The following is a 19,704-nucleotide window of genomic DNA, read 5'->3' as shown; positions in this document are numbered from 1 at the left end:
TTACAAAACAAAAGAGCCTCGACTAAGGCTCTAATGCTATTAATTTTGTATTTATTTCATTGATAGCTGCGACTAAATCACTTTTAGCAACAGTGTTTAACAACGCGGTGTTTCCGATATCGATGATTGATTTATTTAAAGCTGCTTTATCTTCTTTGCTCATCAATCCATTTGTAGAAATTGTAGCCACATTATATTTTTTTAGATCATCTAATTTATTCTTGTCTTCAGAACTCATTAATCCGGCTATTTCAGACGTGGCCAAATCGTAAATAGGTAACTCTTCAATTGATTCCTGTATACCTTCCAGAACATCATTAATACTTTTTAGTTCTTGGGGAAGATTCTCAGCATTAATATTTGTTAAGGTTAACTGTACCTTTTCAATATTTTGACTGATCGCCACATAGTCCTTAGCCAACGTCACGAGTCTTGTACTCTGGTTTTCAACCAACTCTTGTAATTCTACTACTTTCTGATTTGATTTATTTAAATCAGACTGATATTCATTAGCGGTCTTAAACTTATCACCGATCGTCAATTTATCTTCTTCAGGGGCATTTATGTCGATAGTTTTACCGATGATTCGAAGACGTTCGTTAATAGTCATAACTGGATTGATTGTTTGATGAGTATTCCCTACATCGAACCCTTCGATATCTAATCCGATTTTAGATAAATCCAAAGCCCCAACTGTGTATTGACTTAGAATAGTCTTTTGTTTGTTCAACCAGTCAAGTCCTTTGCTTTTAACTAACGTTGCACTGTTGACGTCATCAAATACTTGTGTTCCTCCTCTAATACCAAATTCATCAATTAAATCTTGTCTATCAATATATGGTAGACCATTATTTACTGAGTCAATAGTTATTCTAGCTTGACTGGCATCTGTTGCAGATTCGTCTTCTGACGCAATTCTCGCCCCCAAGGGTTTTAATCGAGATACCACGTTTGTAGGGTCTACCTTCCGAGATATAGATAATAAATTTTTAGCCAATCTAATCTCAACTGGCGAGTCATAGCCAATTCTCTCCAGATAATCTAAATACCTAACCCCATTTACTTTTCTTATTTGTAATTCTCCGCCGTATCTATTAATTAATGTATCTTGGATGGAGTCAAATGTACTTTTTTCATCAGACAAATACAAATACACAAAATCATTTGGATCTTCAACAGTAACATTTCCAATATAAAACCTTTTATAAGGTTCTACCTGGCTATTGTAGCAATCCAGCTGAATTTTTAATAAATTATAGACGTTTCCCCTGTACTCTACATGCTGTTGTGGTGCGTCATGTAAATACCCTAACTCACCTTCACAAATAAAAGATCTGGAGAATTCTTCAGAGGTGCTCATCTCATCTGAAGGAGTAAGCACCCTGCCTTCGAATTCATATTTATTGGTCTTTGTATTAAAGACATTCAAAAGAGTTAAAATCGGCTTTATTTTCCCGTATCCAGGATTGTAAGGATTGAAAGAAAAGTCGAAGCTATCAATTTTGTTAATCGCTTTTTGTATACTTCCTTCGTCTAACTTCAATTCATTAAGTTTAGGCGAATGTATGATGGTACCTTTTTCATCTTCTGGACCATCAAATATTTTTACTCGATACAAATTAAATCAACTCCTTATAAAATTCAAAGGAGATGGATCCATTACCAACCAGAGTGAATTTATTCTCTCCACTCTCGAAGCTGAAGTCTAAAGATTTTGTAACACCCGGCAGCACTTCATAGGAACCATTTGAGGCAATAATCGTAAACTTAGAATCTGCGGTGATTTCCGGAAAAACATCTGGAACTCCTGCGTTTTCAATTAGAACTTCTAAGCTCCCGGCAACTTCAAAACTAACAGGCTGTAAAATATCGAACTCAAAATCAATTTCATCCCAATCATCGTTTCCTTCGGCAATCTCACAAATCATAAAAGGGTAAGCATCAAAAGTAACAGTAACAATCCCTGTTTCCCAATCATCTTGGAAAGCTGCTTTATCAACTACTTCTGCTAAGAAATAATAACCAGGATATTCATCATCGTACAACTTTTGTTTTCCATCGCTGTTCATCAACCAATTAATCAATTTTGTTTTTTCTACCAACATTTTTTCACGAGATAGATTTTTCTTGTCTAACACATGAAATGGATATTTCAAAGATCGGTTTGTGTATTTTTGATCTCCGTAAATTCCTGAAAAATCTAAATCTAGGTTGGAGAAAGCTGCCCGTCTAATAAGTTTAATTTTAGACGGATCACCTATGTCTTTATCTTCACTATTAATATGGTAACCCCTGTCTGCTAAAGACTTTTCTCCTAAAAAGGTTATTTGATTAATCACGCGCTAACCCCCTATCGATTACTCTAATTTCCTGGCCATTATAATTACTAAAAAAAGGACCAGCAATTTTAGCAAATGTTTGCCCGTTAATCTGTAGGTACACATCTCCGCTTTGTTGCTGATTTACGTTCATTGTTGATGCGATCCCGCGACCAATTGCACCTAGTGTTTCATCATTAAGTGGTAAGGCTGCTTCAGGACCTGCATCTCCAGCACCTTGTAATCTTCCACCAGTTGCTCCGAAAATTGTTGGTTGTGTAAAAATAGCTCCTTTAGCTCGCCAATCTACCTTAATCTTGGGAACTCCATCAGATAACCATGTCATTGGATTTGCTGATCCACTAACACTAAAATGAGGTAGCTTTATTTTCGGCAATGACCAATCAAAATCCATAAATCCTTTTATTGCATTTATTGCTTTCTTTACAGTTTCTCTCGCTTTTTCAATAGGGTTCATGATGGCGTTGCCTATTTTCCCCCAGATTGACTTTCCGATAGAAAGTATATTTCCAAAAATGTTTGTCGCGCTAGAAAGTATCGAGTTAAATGTCGAGGTCACGGTATTGATGATATTTTTTAAAATTCCACCTAAAATTGTCCAGAGCGAAGTCCATGCGCCACGCCAGTCTCCTGTCAAGATTTGCATGACCATTTTTACAATCCCTAATACTGCATTTATTCCAGTAGTCACAACACCTTTTATTAGCGACCATGCTACGGAGGTTGCTCCAGAAATTACAGACCACGCCAAACGAACAATTGGTACTAAAATGTTAAAAGCATTTTGGATAGTGGATATAATTGTTGACCAAATTACCTGCGCCGTTTGCAAAATGAGTCTGTTATTTTGAGTCCACCAAGATACTAAAGTCCCCCAAACACTCATTACGAACCCAGATACTGATTGTATTACATTGCTTATGATCGATTGAATTGATGAAAAAATACTGCCAGTGTCTACTCCTAAAGAAGACAACTTTTCTTTCATCCAATCAACTATCGTGCCGAAATTTTGAATCACAACTATGACGGCTGTAATAGCTGCAATCACACCAACAATGATTCCAACAATTGGTAATGCAGAAAGTATCAGTCCAGCTATAGACGTGCCGGCGAATGCTGCAGTTGCTGCTAATCCAGCAAGTATCGGAAGTATTGCTGCTACACCTGTAGTTACTAAACCTATTATTACGATGACTTCTCTCATACCTGGGCTTAAATTGCTGAACCATCCTGTAACGGATTGGATAACTAGACTAAGAGCTCTAAGTATTGGCTCGAGCGTTTCGGCAATCGCTCCTCCTAAATCAGCCATACCTAACTTCGCATCGTTAGCTGTTATAGTCATTTGATCAATTGGATCCAAAGTATTTTCGAAAGTTGTTTCAGTAATGCCTGCGATATTTTCAATATTCGCGCCTAGCCCTTCGAAAGAAATCGCTCCACGCTGAATAGCATCTAACATACGTACTGAGCCTTTTGTGCCGAATACTTCACTGGCAATAGTAAGTGCTTCAGTTTCATCCTTTGCACTAAGAATTGCTTTTACTGTTCCGTTCAAACCTTCTTCTAACGACTTTCCATCTTTTGCGTAGACTACACTAGCTTTTGATAAACTCGCTAACGCTGCACTAGAATCGACACCAGATTTTTCGAATTTACCCATAAGTTCAACGCCTTGATCAAACTCAAGTCCTAGAGCTTTAATTTGAGGAGCTCCCTCAACAGCTTTTTTGAATAAATCTTGAGTTGCTTGACCGGTTGCTTGAGCAGTTGATGTGACTGAATCTAAAACGTACTCTAAATCTTCGTTAGAGAGACTATATGCTTCAATCGCTTGTTTTGCTTGTATAGTACTATCTGTTACATCATGGCCGTTTATCTCAGAGAATTTTAACAACAATGCAGATTGTTTCTCTAACTCTTCACCCATCGATCCAAATTGAGTATTAACTTCACCTACAGCTTCACCAACTAAACTTAAATCTTCAATAGGTAATGAAGACGCTATGTTTTTGAATGCTGTCTCCATTACAGCCATGTCTTTTCCGGAAGCACCTGTTTTAGTAACGATGATGTCTAAACCTTCATCGACAATACCGAACGCTTCAAGCGCTGATTGCCCGATTTCAATTAATTTGTCTCTTATTTCACCTAGCTTTTCACTGGCATTCATGAAAGCTTCTGCATTCAAAGTGTTTTGGATTCCTTCTAACTGACCATTAGTGTTATCAGCTGCATTCCCGGCATCTTTCATCTCATCACCAAGATTATTGAAAGCAGCTTTAGCCTCATTCAACTTTGTTTCCATCTTGATAGCTTCTTCTGAACTTTCGCCAAATTCTGATTTCGTTATTTCTAACTGCTTTTCCATGTTAGAAATTTGTTTTTCAGCTATTTCTGTTTGTTTACCTAGATGCTCTTGCGCTAATGCATTCTTCTCTGCTTCACTAGCATTTTCGCCTAGTTCTGCAGATTGCAACTTATATTCAGAAGTTAATTTTTTAGACTGAGCTTCAAGCAAACTTTGTTCTGTAGTCAATTGCTCTATTTCATCTTTGTTATTTCTAGATTCCACGGCTTGCTCAGATAAACCTTCATTTACTCTTTCAAGTGATTTTTCTAATGAAGTTTCTGCACGTTCAGAGTCTAATACTTTCCCATACATTTTAGTTAACTGATCAGTAGTAGTATTAGTATCTTTAGCCATTTCTTCATATTCAGCACGCAACATTTTAGTTCTTTTTTGTGCGCCTTCCATTTGGATTTCAAGTTTTTTCTTCTCAGCAGCTAACTTGTCCGTTGCTGATGCATCATTCCCCATTGCAGCAACATGGTTTTTATATTCCTTAGCTGCAGTATTCATTACTGAATTAATTTGCTTCAGTGTCTGGGCGTATTGAACCTGTCCATCCATTTTAAAATTGAGGACTACACTACTTGCTTTTTCTATCAACTACTCTCACCTACTTTCTTTTGAAAAATGGTGTTTGATCAAGTGTGTAAATAACTTTTTCCTTATTCAGTGCGTCAGGATTTGTGTATTCTAGATGTTTTATATACTGTCTTAACAAACCGTTAGGCGTTACTTCCCAAAAGTATTCGTCACTGTAACCTAATAAAGTCCGTCCAATATACAAATAAAAATCCCAAGGAAGCTCATAATCTTCTTCTTGGGATTTACTCATAAATTTATTTTTTACTTTTTTTCAGTTTTCAACCGATCCATATCTTTCTTTTGAAAGTTTTGATTAGCGAATATATTTAAAACCACTTGAAAAACTCCCTGTAAATCGTGAATACTTATAGCCCCTTCTACCTCGGCCATTGTACAATCCACATCTGCTGTCCTCATCATTGTATAGATGAGAGCGTTCATCAATCGAACTTCCTTTGTTCCTAGAGATACTTTGCCGTTGTTTTTTGTCATCATCTGATTCATTTCAGCTTCAAATATGGCGTAAGGTTTGCCATAAGCTTTTTCTAAAATCGGAAATGACTTCATTGAAAATGAAACAGGGATCGGTGTTCCTTGGATCATCACTGTTTCTCTGTTGAGTTTCGTATTAACTAATGAAGACAATTTAGGCATTTGTTATTCACCTACTCCTTCAATATTTTCAGTAGTTGTACCTTCAGTTGTTCCAGGAAATAGTGTTTCAAGTTGTTCTTCATCAGTAATTACTTGATTTAAAAATTGTTCTGCAGTAATTGCACCTGTTCTGCCGGTGTCTAATTCCGCTTGGGTAACATCATTAGTTAACAAAGGATCTGCAGTAATAGTGTAAGTAATATCATCTACAGTCATTTCTTCATTCTGCGTTGCCCAACTTTCTTCCACCGGAGCTACAGAACATTTTGGATACCATCTAATAACTTTTTCGTCGTCGCTTAACGGGAAAATAGCCCCAACTGCAAATTTAGGATAGCTAATTGCTTTGGCTTTTTCGAAAGTAATACCTTTTTCTGGTACTTTCCCGAAAATTTCATCTTTCACTTCTCTATTTAAACCAGCTAAAGCAAAAGTTAAACCGAAAGATGTGTTTTTTGTGATGCTAATAATCTTTTTATTACTTGCCCACTTAACAAAGTTAGTGGTTGCTGCTGAAATACCTAATGAAACGATATTAGATTGAGAATAAATCGTATCTGAGTAAGTTGGTAATGTATCAGCCGTGTCTTCTTCTTCCATCATGCAAATCAATAGGTCTTCAATCCCAACTGAGTATTGGATTTCTTTTTGTACTTTTGGCATTATTAGCCCTCCATTTTATCAATAATTTTTTTAGTCATAATTTCTCCGAGTCTTTCAGCATTCTTGTCAAAAGTATTTCTTATAGCATGAGTACCTTTGACTCTACCTTTTCCACCTCGTTTTTTATGTCCATTTTCATCTAAAAACCAATACCAGGCATCTTTCTCAAAATAGACAACAAACTTATCACCTTCAAATTTAACTTTTAATTGATCAACCTGATGAGTTTTGCTCATATTTGATTTTCTTAGCGCTGGTTTTAGCTGATCGACAAAATAATTTGCAGCTTCTTCTAGCGCATCTTTCGAAACTGAGTCGCTAACTTTTAATAGAGTATTTATTTTGTTCATAGCATCTGCAAAACCGTTGTTGTTAGCCATTAATACACCTCACATACGTAATGTATTGAGTGACCCTAGAGTCGTTCTCTTCTTCAAAAGGACCGGCTGTAAAATCTTCATAGGGAACGTTTGCTTTTTCCAACGCCTCTTGTAAAGGTAAATAATCGCTCTCAGTGCCATCAGAAATTACCGCGATAAAATACAAGGGTTTACGATAAAGGACAGAATTACTAGCTGTTTTTTTACCCTCATTGACAAATTCATAGATAATGTATGGGTAGACTGCGCTTGTTGGTGCTTCATCTCTATATGCTTTTATACCCGGCTCCAAAGATTTCAATATTTTTCTGAGTTGTTGAAAGTTAATTGGCATAGGACAACGACACCTCCATCACTTGATCTTCCTCACGCGTATAGATGCGCTCAATCTGATAGACTCTATCGCCAATCTGAATACGATAACCTTTTTGATTATTCTCAATCTCACGATCAATTCTTGTTTCAATTTTTTTGATCACTTCATTTGAATCTTTAGTAGTGAATTTGTCAGTTGCAGTAACGCCAAGATTCTCATAGCGAATATTTCTTTGTTTTTCGTAACCAACTTTCACTCGATCAGTATCAGGATCAATAGTCTCGGTTAATTTCATCAAATCAGCTAACCATTTAAGTTTGTTGGTCTGTCTCTTGGCCATCAGAAAACACCTCCTGGACAAAAAAAGGAGTCATAGCATCTAAGGCCTCTCCTAGCTCTTTTTCAGCTACACGATACTCATACATGATTCCCGCAACCATAATGACCAGGTATTCTTTCTGACCACCAGTTGCATTTTTGACGTAATCTTTTGCAGATTCAATATAAAAAGAGAGCATAGATTTATCCATGCCCTCTTCCCATAATATGTGCTTTTTAAGTTTTTCTTCTAAGGTTAATTCAGTTTCAGCCATAAGCTATTACCCCTCTGTTGGTGCTGTAGCTCCTACTTCGTAACGGAATACAGACGGCTCGAATGGAGAATAAACCAATTGTCCATCTACTAAATTGTAAATTTGGAACCCAATACGGTTCGTATCTGAGTATTTCTCTACTAATTTTTGGATTTGTAATACGCCGATTACGTCTTGAACATGGAAGGACTTGAAATCTCCAAAATAAAATACCGGAGTAGTTGCATCAGATTCAGATTTGTTTGCATCATCTGTGAAATCAAGTGGAAAACCATCGTATTCAAAAATACCGTTCGGACCTCTAGTTAATAGTTTGCGGCCGTTAGAATCTGTCATTCGATTCAACAAGTTATATGCTGCGCGATTTACAATCCACATAGATTTTTTAATGACATCTGTGACTGGTTCACCCGTTAGAATAGTCAATTCATCTTGTAATCTTTGTGACCAATTTTCTTCTCCTACGTTTACAGGGACTGCCTCGTAATATGCACGTGCTTTTTTAGATAATGCTCCAGCATTAATAGCCTTAGGATCATCACCGTTGAACATGTAATCAGCTTCTTTACGAACATATGCCTTTTTAAGTTCTTCAATTACGATATCCTCAACTTTATAACCAGGATCAGCCATATTAACTAATTTTTTGGAGATAGTTGCTAATGCATCAAACTCTGTTGGTTCTAACCAGATTTCATCGAATTCGATGTCCGTTTCTGTAATTGGATTAGGAACGATATGACGTTCTTGTTTAACTGCATTAGCTTTTGCTTTTTTGACTAATACCGGATATTTAACATTCCCGTTTGTTTTTACTGACGTACCATATTTACGTAATAAGTTTTCTTCTTGAGCATATGTGATAATCTCTTTAGCAACAACCTCTGGAACTAAAACAGAACCGTTATTTGTTTCAACGCCTAAAGCACGAGCTTCTGTCTCGTCAATTTGACCAACTACAAATTTTGCAAAAGCAGAACGTTGCTCTAATTCTTTTTTAGCTGATGATTTATGCCCACGAGTTGATAATGCATTTGCAATTGCGTTTTGTGCAGCTGACCGATTTTCAGGATCTGCTAAAGGAAATTTAGAACGATTTTCGCCCTCTTCCGAACCTTCATCTGCTTCGTCTCCAGAACGTCCTTCTGAACCTTCTCCGCCTTCTGCTGATCCATCGACTTCAGAACCTTCTTCACCTTCGCCACCTTCAGCAAGTTCATCAGCAATCTCTTGCAATTGTTTAGAGATTTCTTTGATTTCTTCTTCAATTGCTGGTAAATCTGCAGCACGTAATTCAGGATCTTTAACTCTCGCTTCTAATTCCCCTAGACGCTCTTTGTTTCTCTTTTGTAGTGCCAATAATAATGTTTTATTCATGATTAATTTTCCTCCAATAGGGTTCTTATATTTTTTAGAATTGCTTTTCTTTGTTCAACTTCTTTGTCTAATTCTTTAGAACGGACAATCGCTACTTCAGTCTCATCATAAGCTGGTAACGAAACTACTGACACTTCAAATAATTCAACTTCATTGATCGTTCTTAATGCAGGTTCGCTTGAATAATCCCAGGATTCTTCGGTAGGGATAAATCCAAAAGAACATTGATTGATATCACCGCGTTGCATGCTCTCTTTCAGATCACGAGCTACTGTTGTGTTTGGTAACTCAACTTCAAACTTTAACCCTCGTTCATCTTCTTCGAGTTTCAGCGTACCGCTCTTAGTTCGACCAAGAACGTTTCCCCAATCATGATTGAATAGAGCTCTTACATCTCCGCTTGCGATTGCTTTTGAAAAGGCTCCTGGATTAATGATTTCTTCGAACCAATCACCTATGATGGTTTTCGAATTAAATACAGCAGCATAACCGCTAATAACATTCGAGCTTCCTTCATCTCCATCACGAGCTGTTAGATTAGTGATATCAAATGTTCTCATTTCCTTTTTCGACATTTTCTTCATCACCACCCTTCAATGAATCATCTGTAGCTTTCTTTTCTCCGATTTTAGATAAGTCATTCGAAATATAGATTGCTTGAGTCTCCGGAGTATTTTGTTTATCAAACCCGAGCATGTTTGCAACATTATCAGGACTAGTGATTCCCGTTCTAACAATGTTGTACCCAATATTTGTCTTCGTACTATATGGCACAAAATCCAAAATATTGATTTTGAACTTAACCCTTAATTTAGAATTTTGACCGAAAAAAAGAAGACTCAGATGGTCTTCGAAATTTTTCATGATTGGACGGACCGCTTTGTTATGCAGGTACATCATGGCTTTTTCTAAGTCGGACTTCATCAACGCTGTATAAGTATCAACATTGATTCCTAGAAATTTACCTAAATCTTTTTTATAAACATTGAGGTACGCCAACGTTTTATCATCATCTATTGGACTCTTCATGGTTTCAATCGAGTAACCTTTTCCCAATGGAATCATCTTGACTGATCTTGATTCGTCAATTTGTTCAAGTTGGTCCAATACTGCATTGATCAATTTAGATTGAGCTCCATTATTTGGGTTGATATGAGCATCCAACTTTAGCAAGAAAGCCATCAATCCACCTTTAGCATACTTATCAGTTAGAACCTTTTCTGCTGACATAACACCTTCTAGTGTGTTTTTTCCCAGCTCTTTCAACCCCACACCTTTGAGGTGATCATTTCCCATGTTTTTAATATGTCTAATCATCCCTTGAGGAATCTCAGTACCACCAATTTTAAAATGTTCAATTAAACGATCATCAATTTTTGTTTCTACACCGCTAGCCAAATGAATTTGTTCTCCATCATAAGTGGGGTATACTTCTCCATCTAGCAAATAAACGTTTGTCATTAATTTGATCAATTCAGATTGTGTTAAATAAAAATTGGGTCTTTTCAAATGTTTCAGTACTTTATGTTCTTTAAGTTCATTTCCATGTTCATCCTCAATGACTAAATCAGCTAACATAACTTGGTTGCTGATATCTTGCATCAATTCATAAACATCACTTGATTTTAAAATATTTTCATTTGTAACATATACGCCACCGAATCGAACTGATCCGGAAACTATGTCTTCAATGAGTCCGCGCTTTTCAATTTGTCTCATTACATAATTAGAAAATATATCTCGTAATCCCAATGTCTCACCGCCTTTCATTTAAAAATTTATTTGTTATTTATTTGCATAAAGATTAAAATGTAATAAGAAAAGAGGTGATATAAATGGCTAACGATGTTTCATTGAGTACATTTCCAAGCAACAGAACTGAAGCTTTAGCAATGCTTTATTTAAATAACCAAGATTTATCCAATAAAACAGTCGAAGAAATTACTTTTTTATACATGGATACTGTTTTGGAAGTAAGAGAATCAATAAAAAATTACAGGGCTAATTACCAAAATAAACGATAATTTTATAATAAAGCCCGATCACTGATGGTGTAGGGCTTTATTAGTTTTTTGTATTATTATCTATATATCCTCTCTAATAAATCATCCATTCCATCTTCATCCAAGTCATCCATTTGCATCATCGTTTCTTTATGAGCAACTAAAAAAGCCACAAATCCATCAATTTTCTTTTTGGATTGTCGCTTTGAAGGACCTTTCATTCCGTTTATGTTTGTTATCACTACCATGTTCAATGCACAATAAATAAACAATGGATTATCTGTGAATAATCGTTGTTCATAAACCAATCTTTCTGCATCATCAATCATTGCATTCATGACATTTGGATACTGATTGACGACTACACACTCAAGACCTAAGTTCTCGCATTTCTCAATTAATTTTTGAGACATAGCAGGGTCATAATTTAATTGCTGGACGTCATAAAGGTCCATACATTCTACTATAAATTCGAGCACTTGATCCTGGTCAATCATCTTACCATCACAAAATGTTACAAATCCTTTTTCAGCTAAATCTTGATATGGAACATTATCTTCTTGCTCCCTATGTTCAATGTCTTCATTTGGAATGAAGTACATTTGCTTCACTTTCAAGATTGCTTTTCCTTCATCATCGAACGTTGGGAAGTTTAAACTCACACAGGTCAAGTCGGTTGTCTTGGATAGGTCTAACCCTAGATAGCAAGTTTCTCCTTCCAGGTTTCCTAATTCTTCCGATGAGACTAAAGTATGTTCGACTTGCCCTTGCTCGAAGAAGTTTTCTGCACCATTCACGAATACATTTAAATGCTTCGATAAAAACTCTGCTTTCTTATGTGCTGATCTTGCTGCAGTAATGAATTCCGTTTCTAACGCTGACATCGTAACGGAGATACCAATATTAGGATTGACCATTTCCCAAACTTTTCTGTCGGTCCAGTCATAACCTTTGTTAGGTTCCCAAATCATTACAAAGCTTGAATCATTATCATCATTTTTAAGCACTGCTTTAGCTTCTCGGTAGACACGCATTCCAACTGAAGAAGAACCTTTACCTGCAGTTGAGATATTAAACATAATAGGTTCATCACGCGAGATTTGAGCAGACTTGAAGTTGTCATATTGTTCCATGTTTTCTTGTGCATGGAGTTCATCATTCAATACAAAATGAGGGTTGGAGCCCTCGATAGATTGAATATTTTTAGACATTACTATGAATTGGTTAATATAAGCTAAATCTTCGAAAATGTATTCATACGTGATTGAAGAAATTGTTCCTTTTGCACCTTTATATATATGAGAACTATCCAATAAAGCATCATGATTTAAAATAGTAGCGGCGAATGGTTTGGCTGCATACTGCGCTTGATTAAAATCACTAGCACAACAGTAACAATCCGCTCCAAGAACGCCTTCGCCATACATGGAATAACCTAATGCACCGACACCGACTAACGTTTTTCCGTTCTTTTTGGGTATCTGTATATAAGCCTCACGAATGACACGTACGACTTTGCCTTTTTCGTTGTAATGGACCCAACCATAAATGTTGCTATAGATGAATTTTTCCCAATCTTCAAGAATGAATGGCTGTCCGGCCATATCACCTTTTGTATGACGTACAAAAGTTTCAACCCAGTCCATCATTTCATTGGCGCGATCAACATCAAACCAAATATCTTTTCTCTTTTTCCATCTGTAATAACGATTTACTGCATCTTTAACAGTTGTCGGGAATTTTTTAGGTCTCTTTCTAACTTGTTTAGCATAAATATCTGCATAGTTGATACCTGGTTCAATCACATATGCTCACCACCTCCAGGCATAATAAAAAGCCACTCATATGAGTGACTTAAAGACTTTTTCTTATTTTTTCTTGTTCCTTATTGGTATATTCATTTAAAGCTAAATCTGTTCTAATTAGTATCTCTGTCAGAGCATCCTTTAACTTATCTATCTCAAGGTTATTAGCATTTTTCACTTTATTTAAAGTTATTAATTGCAGCCTATTAGTGTTAAGCAAACCTGATAAATTGTATACATGTTTCTCTTTTTTGTATAGAAGGGGAATTATTTTAGCAAATTGTAATTGTAATGAATTTATAATATTATCATTTCTTTTTACAAGTCCATTCTTGACGTTATTATTGTTTTTGCTTATATATAAGCTGATTTCCGAAGTTGCAATAGTGATTTCGTTTCTTAATCTATTTAGTTCATCCAATCTTTCTTTAACTAAAGTATTTGCTTCTCTATTAGCCTTAGCTTGTTTATTAGACAAAAAAATAGATACTACTGAAGAAATAAAAGTTAAAAATGATATTATAGCTGCGATACTAGCCCATTGAAAATGCTCGGTACTATCAAGAAAAAACTTTTCATACATTGTATAATCTCTCCTAAATATTTTCTTTGATTATACCAATATTTATCTCTGATTTCTCCATTTAATTCTATGTGCTTCTAATTCATTGACTACTACTTTAGGTTTCTCCATCTCATCATCTTTATTGACAGAAGAACCACCAGTAATCATTTTGCCAACTTTTCCTTTATTAGTTAAACCAAGTAAGTCTAAAGCTTTGGTTTTTTTATCTGACCACGATTCAACTTGTTGGGCCAAAGGATGCTTAGAATTATTTGTTGCTCCGGCTTTATTTGTGTGCCTTTGCGTTGTTGGAAACCCCTTATCTTTCCATTCAATAAACATTGTTTGATAAATTTCATAGATATCTAAATAAGATTCAATCAAAGGATCCAGAGTGAGTGTGTAAATATCTGCCTTGCGCATAATATCTAAAATACGCTTTTTTTCTTCAGCAGTTTTTTTTGCCACGATCGCTTGACGCTGCTTTTTCGTGCTCATTTTTTACACACCCCCCTTTCTTTTTTTGAAATTCTTCCTAGCGCGTGAAATGACACCCTTGCTACCTATCTTCCCTTGACGAAAAAAAAATATTTTTGGTAGGGGGGCTATCCGAAATAGCTGGGAAAAACTTTTTCCTTTTTATCTTTATTTTCTTCAATCGTATGACATGTTGGACAAAGTAATGTTAAATTAATTGGGTCTAACTTCAGCAAAGGATTATCTTTGACTGGCACTTTGTGATGGACATGAGCTGACTTACCAAAGACGAACTTGCCACATCTACTGCAACAACCTTTGTCTCTTTCGTAGATATATTCCCTCATACTTTTCCATGGACCAGAATTATAAAAGCTTTTATTCTCGTGATGATAGATTTCTTTCTTCTTACGTTTAGCCCTGGATGATTTCTTAGACCGTTTATGCTCAGGACAATAAGCTCCCTTAGCCATCTTGTTGCTGCAGCCGTTGAAGTCACAATACTTCATTATTCTTCATCTGTTTCTTCGCTTTTTATAACCGACTTGATTTGATCTTTAGTCTTTGCTTCATTAGGCAACTCAATCTCTAAGGATGCAGCATGTTCTTTTAACTCTTTGAGATTCATTCTTTCAAGATCAGGTTCATTCTCGACTACTTTCTTTTCTTCTTTATGGATCAATGACTCATACTCATCGGTTACTTCAAAGTTCGGTTTAGATCCATTAGGAACGAAGACGGTTCTTTTTTCTATGTTATCCCAATATTCAGTGCCTGCACCTGTTGTTCTGATTTTTGCTCTCATAATCAATCTCTCCTTTTTTGTAATAGCAAAAGAGCAACTACATTTCTGCAGCTGCTCTTTTGTCGATTTGGTATGTTATTAATATATAGTACATTTTCCTAACAAAATTGTTTTAACTCTGCTTAGTTAAAAAGTAGAATTACGTTATTGATTCATAAATCTTTATCACTTTTACTAGATGAGAATGTCTAGTCATGATATATGAGTAACTGTAATTCAATTCAATTGATATATCTTTAAGAGTCATTCTATCAATGTATTTCATTTTCAATATTTGGTTATCCAACCCTTTGAATCGATTAACCATTTCCATTAACGACTCCATAGCTTTTTGTTTTTCATTAAGTAACTCTTTGTCACGTTCAATATTCTTTTCTAGATTAGAAGCTAAAGAATCTTTTTCAAGTTTGATTTTAGCTAAGTCGCCTTCAACCCATCTACTCAATTCTAGTTCTGACTTCTTTATCTTCCACTTCAAAAGATATATTTGCTCGTCCAATTCCTGGTACTCCAGCAACCATTCATACTTGATGTTAACCACCACCTTTGTTTAATTAAAATCAGAATGGTAAGTCATCATCCGAGATGTCTACTACTTGACCACTAGAATCAAAAGGATCTTGACTTGCATTCTGGCTTTGATTCCTTGCGTAGTTTTGATTTGAATTAGAACTTTGAGTATTTGTCTGTGAACTTACTAAATCGTCTTGTACCCCTGTTTTTTTACTTTCTAGGAACTTCACTTCTTTAGCATTCACTTCAGTAACGTATACTCTTTGACCTTCTTTGTTCTCGTATGATCTCGTTTGTATTTGTCCCTCTACTCCAATGAGTGAACCTTTGCTAGTGAAGTTGGCCAATGCTTCAGCAGTCTTTCTCCAGGCAACGCAATTAATGAAGTCTGCTTTCTGCTCCTCGTTGTCTTTCTTGAAGGAACGATTCAATGCAACTGTAAAGGATGCAACTGCAGTTCCGTTTGATGTATATCTTAAATCTGCATCTTTAGTCAGTCTTCCAACTAATACAACGTTGTTAATCATTTTCCGAACCACCCTTTCACTTTACTTTTTACTCGTTCCCACTTGCTAGGATTTCCAAATTTAGGAAACCAAACAAGTGGTTCAGTACTTGGAATTTCGCGGATATCATCAATCAATTTACGTTGGTAAGAAAAACCAGCAGCAGATTTTATTTTTGTAGCATTTTCAACATAGACTTTCCTAACCATGCTTTCATGGTATTTTTTATCGAAGCCAGACAACGATTGACCACTGATTAACTTTCTAATGATTCGCTTGTGTATTTTTCTTTTTGTGCGCTTTTTCATGCTGCACCTGCTTTCAATATTTTTTTACCACCGTTATTCACCCATTCCAACCATTTACCAGTGGCATGTTCTACTTCTTCTGGAGGATTTTGATTATGCTTCCCTCTTATTTGAATGATTCGTTTGTCTTTAAGCTCCAAAGTGAAATACGGTTGATCAATTGCTTCGTTTTTTCGGATAAAAACAATCGTAGTTCTTCCTTCAGCATGACCATCGATGTAGTTGCTTCCTCCTACACAGTGATGGAGAATTTGACCTTCTTTCACTAAATCGTCAGCTGTTTTCGGAAGAAGGAAAGAATAGTTCTCAACTGTTATCTCAATATTCGCTAAAGATGTTGCTCGTTCTTGATATCCTTTTCTTACTACTTCTCTTTTCAGCGAATTTAAGCTTTCTACAGCTTTATCATGAGCCTCTCGAATATTCTTGGGTAGTAATGTTGACTTAGTTAAAGGAATGTTCAAATCTTTCAGCATCGAGAGATAATCTTCGTAGTAGGAAAATGATGTTTGCTGCTTGATTAAATAGTTTTGGAATTTTACGATTCCTATTTCTGTTGGTACTAAATGGATCTCACGTTCAGATAGGTACTCTTCAATACCAGGAACGAACTTGCCGCCACGTTGTTCAATAGCTTCCTTTAATTTCACTTCTTTCATCCCTAGAGAAGAATGACTCAAAAACAGCTTGTGTTTCTTTAACCAGCTTTTCGTAACGACCCTCATATCAACACTTTCTTTGTGTTCACCAATATCCATTGCCAGCTGATTAGCTTTTATCTTTTGAGCAAATTCAATTTCTTTGCGATATTTATAAATAGTCGGAATATGTTCAGGATAAAAGTTCCATAACTTCAAATATCTAAGTTCTGAAACTTTAGCCAACCTATCTCTCCAGTTATTTGGATACAAATCAGGAATGTAATAGCTGAACATATTATTTAATTGAGCTAGTCCAAACTTATAAGTCGAGTATTCGTGACTTACTTTTATATGCTTGTTTTCACTAAGTTGTTCTAAGTTAATTAATGCATGCTTGAGTATCTGTTTGCCCTTTTCAAAACTAGACCAAACTTGATACGTCTGCAATTCGATTCTCTTGCTAGTAGACAAAATGATCATAAAGTTCTTTTTACAGTCAAAAAAAGTTAAGTTGGAATTTTTTGCTAATCTCTTTTTAGTAGTAAAATCATGTTTTCTATCAGAAGCAATAATTGTTTCTTTCTTGTTGCTCCATTCATACGTGGGCATATAGTAATAACACCATTCAAAAAACGCTTTTGGTGGTACCAAATGATGATCAAAGTAATATTTTGGCTCTTTCATAACATATCCAGCAAACTCAATTGCTCCCCTTCTGAAACCGGATTTTGGGACTTCGCTTTTTTCTTAACTTTTTTGACAGGTTTTGAAGCAGATGTCGTTACTTCAGCAGCAACATCTGCGACTATTTCGGGCTCTTTTTCAGCAGTAAAGTATTCTCTTACCCAAGAAAAAACCGTTTGATCATCAACCATTGCAGCGTTACCCGACTTCTGCGTTGAGGCTTCTGATATACAATATTTCATTGCACCTTTGATGGAGCGCCCTTTTTTCAAGATGCCTTCAAATAACTGTTCATCGTTTTGATCACATAGCCAATTATGAATAGCATCTTCAGCACCAGCGTGGTCACCATTCATTTCATCGAGCATCTTTTCTAGAGCTTTTTGTTTAGTTTCGTTCATTTATACTACCCCCAACCTTCATTTTCATCAGCTTCTTTAATCGCATCACTGATTTCAGCAGCTTCATAGATGACTTTCTTCCAAGACTTACCTTTATAGAGATAAATGGTTCCTTTTTGAGTGATAAGAAAGAACCTATGAATTTTACGATCATGTGCCCATTGAGCTATCCCGTAACCTAAATCTTTTCTTTTTCCATTCGGAGTTAGCCCAGTTTTTTCGAAGAACATATGCAGCTGTTTTGACAACTTATTATCGAGGGTTCTTTTTGAACTCAGTGTTTGCTCAACTTGTTTGTGTCTACCCATCTTTATACCTCCTAGTAATGAAAAGAGTAGCAATGCTACTACTCTTTAATCTGGTTCCATGCTGCAGCATAAGGTGCAAAGTGCATTCTGGCTTTTTCTAAGCTGGTAACAACAGCCGCTTCTTTGACTTCCATTTCTTCAGCGATTTCTTCATACGTCATTTCGTCTTGCAATAAATCGAGAATCTCTCTTGGATTCAATTCAATATGACCAGGTAATGTTAGTAATGGAGCTTTCAAAATGTATTGATCAACTACATCACGTTCGATAACAAAATCTTTGAAGTAAGCATTTTGTTCCATGTTTTCAAGTGACAGTTGCTCTTCTCGATGTTCAACAACTTCGCCTTTTTTATTGTCGTATACATATTTGATTTGAGGTTCATCTGTTTGGCGATCAAATGGGATACGGTATGAAATCATGCTTGGTTGGATGACCACATTTACTGCTTCACCAATTAATTGAGATAAGCTTTCAAATTTACCGTTTAATGATCCATTATCGATGGTTAACACCACTTCTTGTTTTTCACCGCTATTCATTTTTACCGCCTTGATGATTGGTCTAAATTCTACTGTTTTTGCCATGTTATTTTTCCTCCAATATTGTTTTTTGGTTGATTTCCATAAATTCTTTTTCCGATAATTCTTTTAGTTGTTTCCAAATTTCAGGATCTGCAAACTCATGTGTCCAAACAGGTCTCCCTATTATTTCTTCAGCATATTGATGGAACCATTCGAATTTTCCAAATAAGATTCCAGTTTGTGCTGTGAATACTTGTGCTTCTCGTTTATTCATCACTCTTCCACCTCTAATTCACTCAATACCCAGTCAGCATAGACTTTTAAAAGTTCTACTTCCTCTTCTTTACCCAAATCATCATAAGCAGTCTTTACTTCTGCAGGAACATTCCTACTGACTTCGATCAGAGCCACTGCACTAATTGGGAAAAGTGGTAGTGACTTCCACCATTCTAATAATATATTTTGGTTTTCGTTCATGACATTACCTCCCTAAAGTAATTCAATCTGTTCCGTGTCCAACGTTCGAACAGTAATCTCAACCCGTGGATCCGCTGAATAATATTTTCGAGCAATCAAATCAACAACTTGACCGTCATCTTTCCAGATTATTCCTTTTAATGCATCCAGTGGTCCTTTAGCATAGTTATCAGCATCTGGCTTGGTCGTTGGTCTTAACAATCCACTCTCCGCTAGCGCTGCATTCTTTTTACTAAATGACTTAAGCGATTCTTTAAATATAAGTATTTCTACTTCCAACTCTCCACTCAACAATTCTGATGGTTGATGCTTCTTTGCGTGTCTAGCAACGAGTTTTTTGTAAGCCGCAGACTTTGGTGGATCGTATGCTCTGACAAATGGCTTGGTTGTAAACTTGGGCCGACCCTGCGGCACTGGATCACCAGGT

The 19,704-nt window shown here is 36.0% G+C and carries 29 protein-coding genes; 1 reads left to right on the top strand and 28 read right to left on the bottom strand.

Translation table 11 applies throughout. From position 1 onward, the window contains the following. Positions 1-22 precede the first annotated feature (22 nt). The 13 genes from ACE025_RS02190 to ACE025_RS02130 are packed head-to-tail and all read right to left on the bottom strand — an operon-like array spanning position 23 to position 11,030. Complete coding sequence (locus ACE025_RS02190; RefSeq protein ID WP_485937019.1) at positions 23-1,618, bottom strand: phage tail spike protein; 1,596 nt, start codon at positions 1,616-1,618, stop codon at positions 23-25. Position 1,619: 1 nt separating this feature from the next. Further along, positions 1,620-2,339: a phage tail protein gene (locus tag ACE025_RS02185; protein WP_485937017.1), complete on the bottom strand. Its 720-nt coding sequence runs from the start codon at positions 2,337-2,339 to the stop codon at positions 1,620-1,622. Further along, the gene (locus ACE025_RS02180) at positions 2,332-5,256 is read right to left on the bottom strand and encodes a phage tail tape measure protein (protein ID WP_485937015.1); all 2,925 of its coding nucleotides are present in this window, start codon (positions 5,254-5,256) and stop codon (positions 2,332-2,334) included. The genes ACE025_RS02185 and ACE025_RS02180 overlap by 8 nt, the downstream gene beginning before the upstream one ends. A gap of 49 nt (positions 5,257-5,305) precedes the next feature. Further along, a complete protein-coding gene (locus ACE025_RS02175) occupies positions 5,306-5,527 on the bottom strand; it encodes a hypothetical protein (protein ID WP_485937013.1) in 222 nt (73 codons plus the stop codon). An 11-nt stretch (positions 5,528-5,538) separates the two neighbouring features. Next, complete coding sequence (locus tag ACE025_RS02170; protein ID WP_485937011.1) at positions 5,539-5,931, bottom strand: hypothetical protein; 393 nt, start codon at positions 5,929-5,931, stop codon at positions 5,539-5,541. A gap of 3 nt (positions 5,932-5,934) precedes the next feature. Further along, the gene (locus ACE025_RS02165; protein WP_485937009.1) at positions 5,935-6,594 is read right to left on the bottom strand and encodes a hypothetical protein; all 660 of its coding nucleotides are present in this window, start codon (positions 6,592-6,594) and stop codon (positions 5,935-5,937) included. Positions 6,595-6,596: 2 nt separating this feature from the next. Then, positions 6,597-6,974, bottom strand: coding sequence for an HK97-gp10 family putative phage morphogenesis protein (locus ACE025_RS02160; protein WP_485937007.1), 378 nt, complete (start codon positions 6,972-6,974; stop codon positions 6,597-6,599). Next, complete coding sequence (locus ACE025_RS02155; protein WP_485937006.1) at positions 6,967-7,308, bottom strand: hypothetical protein; 342 nt, start codon at positions 7,306-7,308, stop codon at positions 6,967-6,969. Before ACE025_RS02155 ends, ACE025_RS02160 begins: the two co-directional genes overlap by 8 nt. Beyond that, a complete protein-coding gene (locus ACE025_RS02150) occupies positions 7,298-7,630 on the bottom strand; it encodes a hypothetical protein (protein ID WP_485937004.1) in 333 nt (110 codons plus the stop codon). The genes ACE025_RS02155 and ACE025_RS02150 overlap by 11 nt, the downstream gene beginning before the upstream one ends. Continuing rightward, positions 7,602-7,883 carry a head-tail connector protein gene (locus tag ACE025_RS02145; protein ID WP_485937003.1) on the bottom strand — a complete coding sequence of 94 codons (282 nt, stop codon included), beginning with the start codon at positions 7,881-7,883 and terminating at the stop codon, positions 7,602-7,604. Before ACE025_RS02145 ends, ACE025_RS02150 begins: the two co-directional genes overlap by 29 nt. Positions 7,884-7,889: 6 nt before the next feature. Then, positions 7,890-9,260, bottom strand: a complete 1,371-nt coding sequence (locus tag ACE025_RS02140) for a phage major capsid protein (protein ID WP_485937001.1) — start codon at positions 9,258-9,260, stop codon at positions 7,890-7,892. A 2-nt stretch (positions 9,261-9,262) separates the two neighbouring features. Then, a complete protein-coding gene (locus tag ACE025_RS02135) occupies positions 9,263-9,835 on the bottom strand; it encodes an HK97 family phage prohead protease (protein ID WP_485936999.1) in 573 nt (190 codons plus the stop codon). After that, positions 9,807-11,030 (bottom strand): phage portal protein, encoded by a 1,224-nt coding sequence (locus ACE025_RS02130; RefSeq protein WP_485936997.1) that lies wholly within the window; start codon positions 11,028-11,030, stop codon positions 9,807-9,809. The genes ACE025_RS02135 and ACE025_RS02130 overlap by 29 nt, the downstream gene beginning before the upstream one ends. Positions 11,031-11,095: 65 nt before the next feature. Here ACE025_RS02130 and ACE025_RS02125 point away from each other — a divergent pair, with 65 nt between their 5' ends. Continuing rightward, the gene (locus tag ACE025_RS02125; RefSeq protein ID WP_485936995.1) at positions 11,096-11,284 is read left to right on the top strand and encodes a hypothetical protein; all 189 of its coding nucleotides are present in this window, start codon (positions 11,096-11,098) and stop codon (positions 11,282-11,284) included. Positions 11,285-11,340: 56 nt separating this feature from the next. Here the strand turns inward: ACE025_RS02125 and ACE025_RS02120 are convergent, their stop codons facing one another. The 15 genes from ACE025_RS02120 to ACE025_RS02050 all read right to left on the bottom strand — a co-directional run bounded on the left by ACE025_RS02120 (position 11,341) and on the right by ACE025_RS02050 (position 19,691). Next, entirely contained in the window at positions 11,341-13,068 is a 1,728-nt protein-coding gene (locus ACE025_RS02120; RefSeq protein WP_485936993.1) for a terminase large subunit, read from the bottom strand. 49 nt (positions 13,069-13,117) lie between these two features. Then, positions 13,118-13,651, bottom strand: coding sequence for a hypothetical protein (locus ACE025_RS02115; RefSeq protein WP_485936991.1), 534 nt, complete (start codon positions 13,649-13,651; stop codon positions 13,118-13,120). 42 nt (positions 13,652-13,693) lie between these two features. Continuing rightward, a complete protein-coding gene (locus ACE025_RS02110; protein ID WP_485936989.1) occupies positions 13,694-14,131 on the bottom strand; it encodes a P27 family phage terminase small subunit in 438 nt (145 codons plus the stop codon). A 107-nt stretch (positions 14,132-14,238) separates the two neighbouring features. Then, on the bottom strand, positions 14,239-14,619 hold the full coding sequence (locus ACE025_RS02105) for an HNH endonuclease (protein ID WP_485936987.1): 381 nt from the start codon (positions 14,617-14,619) through the stop codon (positions 14,239-14,241). Beyond that, positions 14,619-14,915: a hypothetical protein gene (locus ACE025_RS02100; protein ID WP_485936986.1), complete on the bottom strand. Its 297-nt coding sequence runs from the start codon at positions 14,913-14,915 to the stop codon at positions 14,619-14,621. The genes ACE025_RS02105 and ACE025_RS02100 overlap by 1 nt, the downstream gene beginning before the upstream one ends. 139 nt (positions 14,916-15,054) lie before the next feature. Next, a complete protein-coding gene (locus ACE025_RS02095; RefSeq protein WP_485936984.1) occupies positions 15,055-15,456 on the bottom strand; it encodes a hypothetical protein in 402 nt (133 codons plus the stop codon). Between the two features lie 19 nt (positions 15,457-15,475). Further along, entirely contained in the window at positions 15,476-15,955 is a 480-nt protein-coding gene (ssb, locus tag ACE025_RS02090) for a single-stranded DNA-binding protein (protein ID WP_485936982.1), read from the bottom strand. After that, positions 15,952-16,242 (bottom strand): hypothetical protein, encoded by a 291-nt coding sequence (locus ACE025_RS02085; RefSeq protein ID WP_485936980.1) that lies wholly within the window; start codon positions 16,240-16,242, stop codon positions 15,952-15,954. The genes ssb and ACE025_RS02085 overlap by 4 nt, the downstream gene beginning before the upstream one ends. Beyond that, the gene (locus tag ACE025_RS02080) at positions 16,239-17,567 is read right to left on the bottom strand and encodes a PcfJ domain-containing protein (protein WP_485936978.1); all 1,329 of its coding nucleotides are present in this window, start codon (positions 17,565-17,567) and stop codon (positions 16,239-16,241) included. The genes ACE025_RS02085 and ACE025_RS02080 overlap by 4 nt, the downstream gene beginning before the upstream one ends. Continuing rightward, the gene (locus ACE025_RS02075; protein WP_485936977.1) at positions 17,564-17,968 is read right to left on the bottom strand and encodes a Cas9 inhibitor AcrIIA9 family protein; all 405 of its coding nucleotides are present in this window, start codon (positions 17,966-17,968) and stop codon (positions 17,564-17,566) included. The genes ACE025_RS02080 and ACE025_RS02075 overlap by 4 nt, the downstream gene beginning before the upstream one ends. Positions 17,969-17,973: 5 nt before the next feature. Then, positions 17,974-18,276 carry a hypothetical protein gene (locus tag ACE025_RS02070; protein ID WP_485936975.1) on the bottom strand — a complete coding sequence of 101 codons (303 nt, stop codon included), beginning with the start codon at positions 18,274-18,276 and terminating at the stop codon, positions 17,974-17,976. Between the two features lie 38 nt (positions 18,277-18,314). Continuing rightward, complete coding sequence (locus ACE025_RS02065) at positions 18,315-18,863, bottom strand: RNA polymerase sigma factor sigma-70 region 4 domain-containing protein (protein ID WP_485936973.1); 549 nt, start codon at positions 18,861-18,863, stop codon at positions 18,315-18,317. 1 nt (position 18,864) lies between these two features. Next, a complete protein-coding gene (locus ACE025_RS02060) occupies positions 18,865-19,074 on the bottom strand; it encodes a DUF7736 domain-containing protein (protein WP_485936971.1) in 210 nt (69 codons plus the stop codon). Continuing rightward, positions 19,074-19,277 (bottom strand): hypothetical protein, encoded by a 204-nt coding sequence (locus ACE025_RS02055; RefSeq protein WP_485936969.1) that lies wholly within the window; start codon positions 19,275-19,277, stop codon positions 19,074-19,076. Before ACE025_RS02055 ends, ACE025_RS02060 begins: the two co-directional genes overlap by 1 nt. Positions 19,278-19,289: 12 nt before the next feature. Next, positions 19,290-19,691: a RusA family crossover junction endodeoxyribonuclease gene (locus ACE025_RS02050; RefSeq protein ID WP_485936967.1), complete on the bottom strand. Its 402-nt coding sequence runs from the start codon at positions 19,689-19,691 to the stop codon at positions 19,290-19,292. Between the last annotated feature and the right edge of the window lie 13 nt (positions 19,692-19,704).

This window comes from Desemzia sp. AGC72, assembly GCF_057334175.1.
The sequence above is the reverse complement of the archived record's forward strand: the minus strand, read 5'-3'. Positions and strand labels throughout refer to the sequence as shown.